Genomic DNA, 13894 nt, shown 5'->3' on the forward strand with positions numbered 1-13894 from the left:
CCGTAGCTTTATCAAAGCACTCAACATAACCAATCCTTACGAGTAAGAGGCAGATTCCATTCTTTATCAGCCTGCCGTCGCAGTAACATTTGATAGACTGCCAGATAGTTCTGTTCAAAGGATTGGGCAAAACCAGTCAGATAAAGCCGCCATAATCGCGCTTTCGGTTCTCCGATTAAAGCGATCGCTTGCTCCATCGCTACCTCTAGGTTAGCAGCCCAACATCTGAAAGTTTTGCCGTAGTGCGATCGCCAAGTTTCAACATCGACGATTTCCCATCCCGTCTCCTCTGCGGCACCTAAATTGGTAGACAGATTGGACAATTTTCCATCCGGAAAAATGTAACGCGCAATAAAACGATCGTTAAGACTAGAACCGTCCGATTGTTCCATCGCAGTCATGCCGTGGTTGAGAAACAAACCTCCAGGCTTCAAAGCAGATAAAGTATTCTGAAAATATATTGGATAGTTATTAACTCCTACGTGTTCAACCATACCAATAGAAACAATTTTGTCGAAAGTTGGCTGCTTGGGTAAGTCTCGATAGTCTAAAAGCTCAACTTGCATCTGTTCGCCTAAACCTTCTTTTTGAATTATTTTCTGATTAAAGTCCAGTTGTTCTTTGCTCAAAGTAATGCCATAACCTTTCACTCCGTAATGGCTTATAGCCCAGCGTAGCAAAGCACCCCAGCCACAGCCAATGTCTAGTAAATACTCTCCTGATTTCAGCCGCAGCTTACGACAAATTCTATCAAGTTTAGCTTCCTGAGCTTCTTTGAGGCTCATCTGTTCGCTTTCAAAATAAGCACATGAGTAAATAAGCAAAGGATCGAGCCAAAGGCGGTAAAAATCATTGCCAACATCATAGTGATGTTGAATAACTGCTTGGTCACGTTCCTTAGTGCCAAATTTAAGTTTTTGCCAAGGTGAATTTTCTTGAAGCGATACAGATAACTGGGGTAAAGTCAGGGCTTCAGTCCAAGACTTGATTAATTTGCTGCGTTTGATGTGGGAGTAGGAAATATTCCCTAATCGTAGTAGGTCGTTGATGTCACCTGAAAAGTCCACAAAGCCCTGAAGATAGGCTTCACCTAACACCAAAATATCTTGAGTGAGAATGAGAATCCTGATTACTCCGGGATGATGAATCTGCAATGTGAATTTAGAAAGATGGTTATTAGTGCTTGTGGATGATAGTTGCTCTGTACCCCAGCAATCAATGCACAATTGCAGAGGTAGTGTAGACAACACTTCAAGCAAGATTTCGCGGATACTGGAAGGAAGAGTAGGGTAAGGCATTGATATTGAGTAATTCGTAATTATATTGCAGCTATTGAGCGATTATAGCCATGATTTAGGAATGGTATTACTTACAATGCACACTTGTATATAATTTATCGGGCGCGGATACCCTGTGTCTTCCAGATCCAGGTTACGAGAGCAAGGTGTTATTGGTTAAGTGAGCTTGTCAAAGCGATCGCATAACGTGGTGTCCGCTGTTCAGCTTGCTTTAACCGTTTTCATAACCCCAACTTTTTAGAGATTCTGGCGCAGGTGATACAAATCGAAAATTTTCCTAGCACGCTTTAGCCTACCCGAAGGGATGTTTAGAGCCTCAAACGCTGAAAGTCACTGCCACCAAGCATTTAACAAATTCATTTGCAAATATTTTTCTAAAATAGGTTGGGTAGAGCGTAAGCGAAAGCCAACGAACTGCACCAGTGCTGGGTTTTGTAAACTTAAACGCCACGCACCCCAGCCTACACATCCGAGATTTGTCAGTCAATCAGCTAGTAAACCTCAACCCCAGCACAAAAGCGTCTACTTCGATTCTTTGAAGCCTTACTCAATTGCGTTTGAGAAGTTCAAAGAAATCAACGCAGGTAGAAAATCAGCACCTTCGCTTTTTTCGGTCACAGTATGGGTGCGCTGATCGGGTTTGAACTGGCTCGTAAACTCCGCGCCCAGCAAGCACCAACCCCAAATCATCTCTTCATTTCGGGTCGCCGTGCGCCTCAGATACCCGATCGAAATCCTTTAATTCATACGCTACCAGAGCCTGAATTTTTGTCAGAGCTACGTCAATTGAATGGTACACCCAAACAGGTGCTAGAACATTATGAATTGATGCAACTGTTAATGCCCATCTTGCGAGCAGATTTTTCAATCTGTGGAACATATACTTACCTAACTGAACCTCCCCTTGATTGTTCTATCTCTGCCTTTGGTGGAATAGAAGATTCAGGAGAGACACCAGAAATGATTGAAAGCTGAAGTGTGCAAACAAGTTCTTTATTTTCCCTAGAAATGCTTCCCGGCGACCACTTTTTTATTAACAGTAGTCAGCAACCGCTTCTAGAAATGCTTTCTAAAAAAATAGACCAACTTAGGGTACTAGGGTTTGTGTAAAATAGCAAATATACCTGGCGATTAGAAATCGCGGCTACACAAACAAAGTCCGCCTATGCGGACTTTTGAACCCGCAAGGCGGGTTTAGAAACCAAAAAAATTAATATTAGCGTTGGGTTTCGTTACCTCAACCCAACCTAAAATTTTTCTTTATGAATGAATTAATTATGTGTACCTAGTTATTTGGATAACCTATTGCACCAGAAAAATCTGTGTTTAAAAGTCTGGCACCATCAAATTTAGCATTTGTTAAGTCAGCACCTCTGAAAGATGTCTCTGAAGCACTTTTAATTTTTTTAATAGCTAAAGTTAGGGAATTCATTACTAACAAAATCGAAATTAGTGATAGAAGGCTCCAAATGACTCCCAAAATAGGATTATGTGTACTTAAAAACGCGATCGCATTTGTTCCAACTAAGAATGCAAACCCATATCCTGCAACTGCTTCGGCAATTGTAACCGCGATCGCTACTAATGAACTTCTAATTTTGAAACTAGCATAAGCCATCGCTACGCCTCCTATCACTGCACCGAAAATCGCTATTTGCGGATTATTGCCTGTGGTAGTTCCGGCATAGAAGAAACCCAGCAAAGCTCCTGACGCTGTTGCTGAGATTGTCGTTGCGATGCGTCCTGCGATCGCTCTCGTTCCTGAAGCAGCGGTAGGAATACCTAAGCTAGTATATAAAGCTAATATATAAGCCCAACCAGGTTCTTGTGCAGTCCGGCCGAGAACGCCAAATATCATTCGAGCGATCGCATCCGTCACACAGGTCGCTACTACTACTGCAAATATAATTAAAATGATTAATTTTTTAGGAGATTGACCAGCTATAACTCGCTCAAAATTGGCTCCCTGTAATAGAGCATTGCTAAAATCACAACCGCGAATATCGCAACCGCTGAAGTCTGCATTGTAGAGATTTTGTCCTTTGAAAGAGCGGTTTTGTAAATTTTTATTGGTATTAGCAGGGTTTTGATTGGTCATACTCAGTATATAAAAACGTTTGGAATAAATATGGAATTCTTCAATATAAGATTATATATTAATACTATTTATATTTAGAAAGGCTTATGAACCCCGAAGGCGCAAAGGGCGGGAAGGAAGAGTAAAAAGGAAAACTTTGTTTACTTAAAAATTGGTATATTAATGATTTTTAAGCACAATTTTTAAGAGTGAAAACTAATTAGCTTGCTATAATAAGGTTTTTATTATCGTTTCTGGATAAAGGGATGCCTGCTCAACGCCAGATTTATCTAAATCGATTTTTGCTATTTGCTGGAACTGGGTTATTGATATTACCATTGATACTCTACGGTAGGCTGCATTTTTTACGCCCGCCCCAGATGAATAAAGGGCAAGCATTGTTTCAAGGTATATTTTACAGGCGCGATGTCCGTTCAACACCAAGGCCGCTGATGATCCATATTGTCACTGTTGACTTGACAACACCAGGAGTCAAAGTGTTAGTTACTCCGGGAATGCTAACACCAGATGATACAGAAATTAATGCGCGGACTACATCAGAATTTCTCAATGAATTTAAACTGCAATTGGCGATCAATGGTAGCTTCTTCTATCTTTTTCGCGAACAAACTCCTTGGGATTATTATCCCCACAGTGGAGATCGCGTTAACGTAGTGGGACAAGCGATCGCAAATGGACGTATTTATTCTAAATTTGAGTCAAAATGGCCTGTGGTGTGCTTTTTGTCAAGCAATATGTCCCAAATTTTTGACAGTGGATCTTGCCCTAAAGATACGTTTGCTGCGGTTGGGGGGAATGAGGTTCTGGTTGCAGGGGGTAATCGTGTAAGCAAAAATTTTAATGGCAATAATAATAAGCCATACCCGCGTGTTGTAGTGGCTACGAATAAAAAAGGTGACAAACTCTGGCTAATTGCTGTAGATGGCAAGCAGCCGCTTTATAGCGAAGGGGTGACAATAGCTGAACTGACAAAGATTGTTATGGAGTTAGGGGCATATGCTGCACTTAACCTTGATGGTGGCGGTTCAACAACTCTGGTGATGGCAACTCCTTCGGGAGCAAGTTTATTAAATGCTCCGATTCATACTAAACTACCTATGCGCGAGCGTCCTATTGCTAATCACTTAGGATTTTATGCTTTACCCTTGCAGAGGTAGAGGGTAGTGCAGTGATGCAATGAGATATATATGCTTAATCTAAGCGATCGCGTCCTTTAAAGGGGAAAATTAGAATTAGTTTTTATAGTGTCGCTTACTAAAATTTCTATGGAATCCGCCGCGATCGCACCCAATCCCTTACCCAACTATATTAATGGGGAGTGGTGTGCTTCCCACGCCACCGAATTTTTGAATGTGGTGAACCCTGCTACCGCCGAAGTGCTGACGAAGGTTCCTTTGTCGCCCCAGAGTGATGTAAACGCAGCAGCAACAGCAGCAGCAACGGCTTATCATAGTTGGCGGCGCACTCCACCCACCGAAAGAGTGCAATACTTATTCAAACTCAAATTCTTATTAGAAGAACACCTTGACGAGTTAGCCCGGACAATTACTTTGGAATGCGGGAAAACCTTAGCAGAGTCACGCGGGGAAATGCAACGGGCGATAGAAAATGTAGAAGTTGCCTGTGGAATTCCCATGCTAATCCAGGGTTACAATTTGGAAGATATTGCCCGTGGAATTGATGAAATAATGATTCGTCAACCTGTGGGAGTTGTAGCGATAATTGCACCTTTTAATTTTCCGGGGATGATTCCTTTTTGGTTTCTGCCTTACGCGATCGCTTGCGGCAATACTTGCATTGTCAAACCCTCAGAAAGGGTGCCGTTAACGATGCAAAAGGTGTTTGAATTGTTAGAAAAGACAGGTTTACCGAAAGGTGTAATTAACCTGGTAAATGGTGCAAAAGAAGCCGTGGATGCAATTTTGGAACATCGAACTATTCGCGCCATCAGCTTTGTTGGTTCCTCACCAGTAGCACAGTATGTTTACAGTCGTGCTGCTGCATTTGGTAAGCGGGTGCAATGTCAGGGAGGGGCGAAAAATCCGATTATTGTTTTGCCAGATGCAGACATGGAAATGACTACCCGCATCACCGCAGATAGTGCCTTTGGGTGTGCGGGACAACGTTGTTTAGCAGCTTCTTTAGCAGTGACGGTGGGAGAAGCGCGTCACACTTTTACAGAAGCGATCGCTAACTCTGCACAAACCAGAATGGTAGGCTATGGTTTGGATGAAAAAGTGCAAATGGGGCCAGTAATTACCTCTCAAAGTCGCGACCGAATTGAAGGGTTAATTCAACAGGGAGCAAATGAAGGTGCGACTGTATTAGTAGACGGACGCAACCCGAAAATTTCTGGTTATGAACAGGGTAATTTTATTCGGCCAACGATTCTGCAAAATGTCAACCCGAATAGTGAACTAGCGCGTACAGAAGTTTTTGGTCCAGTATTAGGGTTGATGCACTTGGATACAATTGAGGATGCGATCGCATTGGTTAACAGTGGTCAATGGGGAAATATGGCTTGTTTATTTACCAACAGTGGTGCAGCAGCGCGGAAGTTTCGTTATGAAGCTGAAGCAGGTAATATTGGCATTAATATTGGTGTAGCAGCACCGATGGCATTCTTTCCTTTTAGTGGTTGGAAAGATAGCTTCTACGGTGACTTACACGGTCAAGGTAGACACGCCGTAGAATTTTTCACGCAAACTAAAGTTGTTGTTGAACGCTGGCCTAAAGATTGGTCACGCCAGTTTTAAATTTCAGCGCTCATTTGTAAAGTTTCCAGTTAATCTATAGCGTTTCTCAGTTGGGTGGAATATATCGCAGTTCTGACGTTGTTGCTAGGGACATGGCAATGCCATGTCCCTACAGATGTATAGCACCCAACCTTGAATTGCTACACTGTTGATGGCTTCACTCTGGGCGCGTATCTTTTGCGAGTAAATACTGCTAATAAAAATACAAAAAATGTTAGCGTTCCAGCTAAATATAATGGATAACCATAGGTAGTTGGATTAGATTGATTAATCACCATTCCAGCAATTACAGGGCCAAAGGCGTTGGAAATGCTTAAATAAGAGGAATTAAGACCCATTGCCGTTCCTTGCTCCTCTGGCTTAGAATTTAAGGAAATCAAAGTATTAATTATCGGCTGAACTAAAGAATTGAGAATCGAAAAAAGTATAGTTATTGACACAAAATAAATAATGTTTGGCATGATTGGCATTAAACTAAACGATAAACTGCGAACAAATAAAGCTAAAAATAAGATATTAACTAGCTCAAATCTTCTAGTTAAAATCGATATCCCCAATGTTTGCATAATGACACTCAGTACCCCAAACAGTAGAAACATCAGCGTCAAAGACTTACTGTTTTGACCCAGTACATTAATGAAGTAGGGTTGAAAAGCATAGGTAAAAATTGTGAAAGTGGTGCCAATAAAGAAATTGATAATTAAAAGAATCCCGATTTTGGGAGTAGCAAGACCTTTAATTAAATTTCCTAAGCCTAAGTCAAAAATGTTGTGTCCTCGCTCAGCCTTAGTTTGGATGGTTTCAGGTAGAAAAAAGATAGTAATTAACAAAGCCGCCAACGCGATCGCGCTCGAAAAAAAAAAAGAAGCTCCTAAAGAAATTTCCTGCGCTAGTAAACTAATCGCTGGCCCCAATATAAAACCTAAACCAAAAGCTGCCCCCAAAATTCCAAAACCTTTAGCGCGATTTTCTGGGGTAGTTATATCAGAAATAATCGCCTGGGCTACTGAATTATTACCCCCAGTAATTCCATCCAGAAATCGAGCTAAAAATAGAACGATTGCTGTTGTAGCGTTTCCCGCGATAAAATTGGCGATTACTGTCCCCGCTAAACTGATAATTAGTAACGGCTTTCGTCCAAAGCGATCGGAAAGTTTACCAATTACAGGAGTGGCAAAAAATTGCGCTAAAGAGTAAATCGAGAATAAGAAGCTAGTTTGAAAATCGTTTAGTCCAAATTGTTTGCCATAAAGATAAATTATCGGGAGTAAAATTGTTAAACTGAGGGAATTAATAAAAGCAATTAAAGCAGTAATCCCAAATTTTTGATTCATAAGAGTTATATAGTAGTCCTAAACGAGTTGTAAAATGTTTTTCATTTGTAGCGCAGGCATCTCCCTGCGATAGGGTCTCCCGCTTGTCCTACTTACCAGAAAAAATCGATATGTCTGAACAAGAAGTCTTCGTCTTTCCTACATCTTTTGCCCAACAGCGGTTGTGGTTCCTTGACCAGTTAATATCTGGCAATGCCATCTATAATGTACCGACAGTAATACGTTTAACAGGTTCACTGAATTTAGCAGCCTTAGAGCAGACATTTAGCGAAATCGTGCGTCGCCACGAAGCTTTACGCACAACATTTAAGGTGTTAGACGGGCAACCCGTGCAAGCGATCGCGCCCAACTTAAGCATACCTTTGTCCGTAGTAGACCTGCGACAGTTCCCAGAATGCGATCGCGAACTCCAAGCACAGCAGTTGTTAGCAGCAGAATTCGAGCGTCCTTTCGATTTGTCCTCTGGCCCATTGTTGCGAATAATGCTGTTTCAGCTTTCCGAGACAGAGCATATTTTATTACTAAATATGCACCACATTATTTGTGATGATTGGTCTATCGGCGTACTAATTCGGGAATTGGGGACGCTATACACAGCTTTTACAAACGTTACATACGTCTCTACACCCTTGCCAGAACTACCTCTTCAGTACCCCGACTTTGCCGAATGGCAACGCGAATGGTTGCAAGGAGAAGTGTTAGAAACCCAGTTAGCTTATTGGCGGCAACAATTAAACGGTATTCCTGTGCTAAATTTGCCCGTTGACCGACCGAAACCAGCTTTTGCAACTTATGGCGGAGCAACCCAAACTTTAGAGTTATCGAAAAAGCTAAGCGATGCTCTCCAGACGCTTTCCCAGCAAGAAGGTGCCACCTTATTTATGACTTTACTGGCAGCATTTCAAACGTTGCTCTACCGCTACACTCATCAAGAAGATATTGCAGTGGGTTCGCCAATCGCTAACCGCAACCGCAGCGAAATCGAAAAATTAATTGGCTTTTTTGTCAATAGTTTAGTGCTACGCACCGATTTATCTGGAAACCCAATTTTTCGAGAAGTTTTAAACAGAGTACGGCAGGTAACGCTAGGCGCATACAGTCACCAAGATTTGCCTTTTGAAAAGCTAGTTGAGGAACTGCATCCAGAGCGAAACTTAAATCGTCATCCGCTCTTTCAAGTAGTGTTTGGTTTCGAGAATGCGCCAATGTCGGCGCTAGACTTGCCTGGTTTAATACCTAGTTTTATGGATATTGACTTTAAAACAACCCGCTTTGATTTGGAGTTACACCTGTGGAAGTGTTCGGAGGATTTCCGAAGTTTATGGGGCGGGAAATGGGAGGATTCGGAGGGGATCAGAGGTGTAGTAGTGTACAACACAGATTTATTTGATGAAGCCACCATTACCCGAATGCTGGGACATTTTAAAATGTTGCTGGAAGGCATTATTTATAATCCAGAAGAACGAATTTCAAATTTGCCGCTATTGAGCCAAGCTGAGCTACATAAATTATTAATTGAATGTAATGAAACTGCGGCAGATTATCCTCATAGTAAATGTATATATCAGTTGTTTGAAAATCAAGTAGAGCAGAATCCTGATGCTATAGCAGTAATCTTTGAAGACACGCAACTCACATACAAAGAGCTAAATATACGCAGCAACCAACTAGCGCACCACTTACAAAAAATGGGGGTGGCTTCGGAAGTTTTAGTTGGTATCTGTGTAGAGCGTTCTATAGACATGATTGTGGGGTTGCTGGGTATCCTGAAAGCAGGGGGAGCTTATGTACCTTTAGATTCTAATTATCCACGCGATCGCTTAAATTTCATGCTTGATGATTCTCAAGTTTCAGTATTGCTGACACAGGAGAAATTAGTTGATAATTTTGGCAACTTCCCCAACCCAGTTGTATACCTCGATAAGGATTGGCAAACCATTGCCCAAGAAAGCGAAGAAAATCCGCACAGCGACGTAACAAGCGACAGCTTAGCTTATGTAATTTACACTTCTGGATCTACAGGTAAACCGAAGGGAGTTGCTGTTACTCATAAAGCTGTAAATCGCTTGGTATGCAACACAAATTATATAAAATTATCACCTAATGATAAAATTGCCCAAGCTTCAAATACTTCTTTCGATGCAGCAACATTCGAGATTTGGGGAGCGTTACTTAACGGCGCTCAACTTGTGGGAATTAGTAGAGATGTCACCCTTTCTCCCCACGAATTTGCCTTACAATTGAGGCAGAAAGGCATCAGCGTTTTGTTTTTGACTACAGCCTTATTCCAACAGATTGCTAGAGATGTTCCGCAAGCTTTCTCCTCCTTGCGCTACTTACTATTTGGAGGTGAGGCTGTTGATGCTCGGTGGGTTAAAAAGGTGCTTAAACAAGGAGCGCCTAAGCAGTTAATTCATGTATATGGGCCAACAGAAGGTACAACATTTTCTTCTTATTACTGTGTGCAGGACGTACCAGAATCAGCCACATCTATTCCCATCGGTCGCCCGATTGCGAACACACAAATTTATCTATTAGATGCCGATTTACAACCTGTACCTATTGGCATTGTTGGCGAATTATATATTGGTGGTGATGGTCTGGCGCGAGAATATACTAACCGCCCTGATATAACTGCTGAACGCTTCATTTATAATCCTTTTAATAATAAGTCAGAATCGCGGCTTTATAAAACGGGTGACTTAGCCCGTTATTTACCAGACTGCAACATTGAGTTTTTAGGTCGTATTGATAATCAGGTAAAAATTCGCGGCTTTCGCATTGAGTTGGGAGAAATTGAAGCCATACTAAATCAGCATCCAGCAGTGAGGGAGACAGTAGTAATTATCCGAGAAGAAATACCTGGTGATAAACACTTGATAGCTTATATTGTTCCCGACCAGCAACAGACACCAACTAGCATGATGCGGCAATTTCTCAAAGAAAAGTTACCAGAATACATGGTGCCTTCAGCGTATGTTGTACTAGAATCCCTACCACTGACACCAAATGGCAAAGTGGATCGCCGTGCCTTACCTGCGGTAGATACGCTCAATTTTGAGATGAAAGAAGATTATGTCGCACCACGCGATCGCGTTGAGGAAGTGCTAGTAGAAATTTGGGCTAAGGTTTTGGGGAAACAGCAGATAGGTGTTCGGGACAATTTCTTTGAATTGGGCGGTCATTCTCTACTAGCAACACAGTTAATTTCCCGCATCCGCGACGCTTTCCAAATAGAGTTGTCTGTACGCAACTTGTTTGAATCTCCAACTGTAGCTAGTTTAGCTAGGCACATTGAAACAATGTGTTGGGCTGCAAAAGGTTTGGATAACACGAGTTCTACGGGAAATGAGCGAGAAGAGGTTGAATTTTAAGTAATTCTACAATCTCATCTGCAAATATTCTAGGGTCAGCAAGTGCAAATAATCTAGCATCCGAATATAAGCTTTTAGTTGCCCATAATCTCCATCTATTGCGAAGCTAGTAGGTTGAGTGTAAGCGAAACCCAAGCACTGCCTTCCTCTGTTGGGTTTCGTGCCTCAACCCAACCTAATGAGTTAATTTTATAAATTATTTAGGATTGCTATAGTCCAGTTTTTAATAGGACTTACGAATTGACAAAATAATTAAAATATGAATAATTGACGAAAGAATAGAGTGCTGGGCAGCATAATAAATAGTTAGCCAGTGGAGCGTCCAATGAAAATACGATTGTTTCATGAGCAAGATGCTGTTCAAATAGCGCAGTTGTTCCACGAGACAGTGCGTGAAATTAACATTCGTGACTACTCAATTGATCAAGTCAAGGCATGGGCGCCAGAGAATATTCATTTTAGGAACTGGGCAAAGGTCTGTTCTAATCGATTCACTTACGTTGCTGATGATGAAGGTACGATCGCAGGTTTCGGCGAGTTAGATTTTAGCGGACACATAGACTGCTTTTACTGCCATAAAAATTATCAGGGAATGGGTATCGGGCGTAAGATTTATTCTGCAATTGAGGCCAAAGCTCATGAATTAGGAATTAATCGCTTGTACACCGAAGCAAGTATTACCGCAAAGCCATTTTTCTTGCACATGGGCTTCTCGATAGTTAGGGAACAACAGGTGGAACGTAGGGGAGAGATTTTTGTTAATTACGCAATGGAGAAGTTTATAAAAAATGCTGTCTAGCAAGTTGCTCAAGCGTTGCGTCAGGCAATGCTCACCACGATGAAACAACATCCAAACCCCATAGGCTGGAAAGCTTTTACTTAATTGGCCAATCAGACTGAGCGTAACACTACATGAGTTACACGCCTGCGGGCTACCCACCCCAAAATGCAGAAACAACAGCGTTTATTTCATCTGACCCTATTATTATGTCTCGTCGTGGTAGTATCGCTGGCTTTCAACGCTCTCCTGTTCCGCCAGGCGAGACACTACTACCTGCTACTGAACAAAACTAATCTAGATCCCTTGGGACTACGCGCCTTTAGTGCCGACTCTCTAAAAGATGGTGTTCCTGCCGCCTCTACAGCAACCGTGGTATTCTTTGGCGACTCGCGAGCCGAAATGTGGCCCGCTCCGGCAACGCTCAAGGGTTTTTCTTTTATCAATCGAGGCATCAGCTCTCAGACTTCAGCCCAGATATTGGGACGCTTTGACAATCATGTTGTGCCGTTGCAGCCCAATATTATCATTGTGCAAGTTGGGATTAACGACTTGAAAACAATCCCGCTATTTCCTGAGCGAAAAGCTGCCATTATCACCAACTGCAAAGCTAATATTCAGCAGATTGTTGCACGTTCGGTAAATAGTGGTGCCACCGTTATTTTGACAACCATTTTTCCTATTGGTTCAGTACCTCTGACCCGTCAACCTTTCTGGTCGCCAGATATCACCCAAGCGGTATCGGAAGTAAACGCTTACCTTTACTCGCTAAAAGCAAAGGATGTCTTGATTTTAGATGCTTACTCGCTCCTAGCAGAGAATGGTCAAGTGCAAAGCAACTACGTTCGTGATACTTTGCATCTCAATGAGAGGGGGTATAAGGTGCTAAATCAAGAGCTAACTCATGTGCTATCCACCTGGTTGACGGACAAAAGTCTCAAGAGGAACTAATAAATGTGCCTACAGCAAGTAAGGTTGCGCTCGCAAACCACAGGTAACTAAGCTAGTTGGGGTTGAGCCGAAATAAAACCAAATAAGCCAGTATTTATTGCTACTCACACGCCAATTTTAGCGCCTGAGTTATTAACAGTTAGCACAAAATGTACTGACAACTTCGGAAAAGAGCTGATTCTTCTCCATTAATACCATGTGTCCACCCGGCTTAATGGTGACGAGTTCAGCTTGAGGCAATTCCGCTTTCATGCGATCGCTTGCAACAGGTTTAGTCGCTATATCGGAAGCGCCGCAAACGACCAACACTGGAACGTTAATCGTTGCCAGTGTCTTTGTTTCCTCGAAATTGAACATTGCCAGTGTGCCACGAGCAAGAACACCAGGCGAACCAAAGGCTGATAATAGAGCTGCAAAATTGAGCTGACCGCGTGTTTCAGTACCCTTAAATCCAGACAGTTCTACGCTGATGTGCAGCAACCCATTAAGAAATGAGAGCCACGTCATTAGCCATAAGATAGGTGACAGCAGAATCGTGAGGTACAAAAGAGGTTCGAGTAGCGGCTTCTGCAATTTACGTACCAAACCGCTAAAAATACAAGTCTTTACCGGATTGGTGTAGGTGGTATCCACAAGGATTAAGCCAGCCACCCGCCGCCCCAAATGTTCTGGAAACAGCCGAGAGAATGTTAGGTTAATCATGCCGCCCATACTGTGACCCAGCAGGATAACAGGTTTATCCCCCGCTATGGCAACAACGGCTTCTAGGTCACGGGCATATTTTTCTATAGAGTAGTCGTTATTTTTCGGTCTAGTAGATTTTCCTAGTCCCGGTAAATCCCAAACAATGACTCGGAAGCGATCGCTTAATTGTCGCTTGGCATAGTACCATATCGTACTGTTAGGCCCCCAACCATGTGACAAGATAATCGGTTGACCATCTTCAGGGCCATAAAACTCTACTTGCAGGACGCTACCATCCGGTCGTTGTATGCGCTGCACGGTTCCAGTACGCATGATTTTAGGTTCCTCAGCACCTTTACGACGTAGCAGTGGCAAACTAATAAAACTACCGCCAAAAGACCATAGAACCAGCGCTATTCCAGCCACTAAGTAGGGGGTTCCCACAAGTTCCCGTTCGTACCACTCATAAAGAATGTAAATCCCCCCGCCAAGTATCCCAATGGATAACAGTTGTACCAGCCATAACAAAAGGAAAGTGGGGGGCATGAACACCATGAGCAGAAACCTTTAGGGTAGGATGTTGAGTGAGTTGTCTTCTAACGTCATACCGAGGTTAGACTA

General features: G+C 42.4%; 10 protein-coding genes. 6 read left to right on the forward strand and 4 right to left on the reverse strand.

Features of this window, described 5'->3' with window-relative positions:
• Nucleotides 1–20: 20 nt before the first annotated feature.
• Nucleotides 21–1298, reverse strand: coding sequence for a class I SAM-dependent methyltransferase (locus tag H6F63_RS19685; protein WP_190639180.1), 1278 nt, complete (start codon nt 1296–1298; stop codon nt 21–23).
• A gap of 591 nt (nt 1299–1889) precedes the next feature.
• Here H6F63_RS19685 and H6F63_RS19690 point away from each other — a divergent pair.
• Nucleotides 1890–2273 (forward strand): thioesterase domain-containing protein, encoded by a 384-nt coding sequence (locus H6F63_RS19690; protein ID WP_347276815.1) that lies wholly within the window; start codon nt 1890–1892, stop codon nt 2271–2273.
• A gap of 310 nt (nt 2274–2583) precedes the next feature.
• Here H6F63_RS19690 and H6F63_RS19695 read toward each other — a convergent pair whose 3' ends face one another.
• Nucleotides 2584–3396, reverse strand: coding sequence for a pentapeptide repeat-containing protein (locus H6F63_RS19695; RefSeq protein ID WP_190639181.1), 813 nt, complete (start codon nt 3394–3396; stop codon nt 2584–2586).
• Nucleotides 3397–3641: 245 nt separating this feature from the next.
• On the opposite strand from H6F63_RS19695, the gene H6F63_RS19700 reads away from it, so the two are divergent.
• Together H6F63_RS19700 and H6F63_RS19705 are read left to right on the forward strand one after the other, a co-directional pair.
• On the forward strand, nt 3642–4553 hold the full coding sequence (locus tag H6F63_RS19700) for a phosphodiester glycosidase family protein (protein ID WP_190639182.1): 912 nt from the start codon (nt 3642–3644) through the stop codon (nt 4551–4553).
• Between the two features lie 108 nt (nt 4554–4661).
• Nucleotides 4662–6152, forward strand: a complete 1491-nt coding sequence (locus H6F63_RS19705; protein WP_190639216.1) for a CoA-acylating methylmalonate-semialdehyde dehydrogenase — start codon at nt 4662–4664, stop codon at nt 6150–6152.
• Between the two features lie 140 nt (nt 6153–6292).
• Here H6F63_RS19705 and H6F63_RS19710 read toward each other — a convergent pair whose 3' ends face one another.
• Nucleotides 6293–7486, reverse strand: coding sequence for an MFS transporter (locus H6F63_RS19710; protein WP_190639183.1), 1194 nt, complete (start codon nt 7484–7486; stop codon nt 6293–6295).
• A 110-nt stretch (nt 7487–7596) separates the two neighbouring features.
• Between H6F63_RS19710 and H6F63_RS19715 the strand changes: the two genes are divergently transcribed.
• The 3 genes from H6F63_RS19715 to H6F63_RS19725 all read left to right on the forward strand — a co-directional run bounded on the left by H6F63_RS19715 (nt 7597) and on the right by H6F63_RS19725 (nt 12589).
• A complete protein-coding gene (locus H6F63_RS19715) occupies nt 7597–10860 on the forward strand; it encodes a non-ribosomal peptide synthetase (protein WP_190639184.1) in 3264 nt (1087 codons plus the stop codon).
• Nucleotides 10861–11185: 325 nt separating this feature from the next.
• A complete protein-coding gene (locus H6F63_RS19720; RefSeq protein ID WP_190639185.1) occupies nt 11186–11659 on the forward strand; it encodes a GNAT family N-acetyltransferase in 474 nt (157 codons plus the stop codon).
• Between the two features lie 147 nt (nt 11660–11806).
• Nucleotides 11807–12589, forward strand: a complete 783-nt coding sequence (locus H6F63_RS19725) for a GDSL-type esterase/lipase family protein (RefSeq protein ID WP_190639186.1) — start codon at nt 11807–11809, stop codon at nt 12587–12589.
• Between the two features lie 132 nt (nt 12590–12721).
• Here the strand turns inward: H6F63_RS19725 and H6F63_RS19730 are convergent, their stop codons facing one another.
• Entirely contained in the window at nt 12722–13828 is a 1107-nt protein-coding gene (locus H6F63_RS19730) for an alpha/beta hydrolase (RefSeq protein WP_190639187.1), read from the reverse strand.
• Nucleotides 13829–13894 lie beyond the last annotated feature (66 nt).

It is taken from the genome of Trichocoleus sp. FACHB-40 (assembly GCF_014695915.1).
GTDB lineage: Bacteria > Cyanobacteriota > Cyanobacteriia > Cyanobacteriales > FACHB-T130 > Funiculus > Funiculus sociatus.

Bases quoted from the DNA above. Each gene is read 5' to 3' on its own strand.
- H6F63_RS19685 (WP_190639180.1), bottom strand. From the start codon at position 1,298: ATGCCTTACCCTACTCTTCCTTCCAGTATCCGCGAAATCTTGCTTGAA.
- H6F63_RS19695 (WP_190639181.1), bottom strand. From the start codon at position 3,396: ATGACCAATCAAAACCCTGCTAATACCAATAAAAATTTACAAAACCGC.
- H6F63_RS19700 (WP_190639182.1), top strand. From the start codon at position 3,642: ATGCCTGCTCAACGCCAGATTTATCTAAATCGATTTTTGCTATTTGCT.
- H6F63_RS19705 (WP_190639216.1), top strand. From the start codon at position 4,662: ATGGAATCCGCCGCGATCGCACCCAATCCCTTACCCAACTATATTAAT.
- H6F63_RS19710 (WP_190639183.1), bottom strand. From the start codon at position 7,486: ATGAATCAAAAATTTGGGATTACTGCTTTAATTGCTTTTATTAATTCC.
- H6F63_RS19715 (WP_190639184.1), top strand. From the start codon at position 7,597: ATGTCTGAACAAGAAGTCTTCGTCTTTCCTACATCTTTTGCCCAACAG.
- H6F63_RS19720 (WP_190639185.1), top strand. From the start codon at position 11,186: ATGAAAATACGATTGTTTCATGAGCAAGATGCTGTTCAAATAGCGCAG.
- H6F63_RS19725 (WP_190639186.1), top strand. From the start codon at position 11,807: ATGCAGAAACAACAGCGTTTATTTCATCTGACCCTATTATTATGTCTC.
- H6F63_RS19730 (WP_190639187.1), bottom strand. From the start codon at position 13,828: ATGGTGTTCATGCCCCCCACTTTCCTTTTGTTATGGCTGGTACAACTG.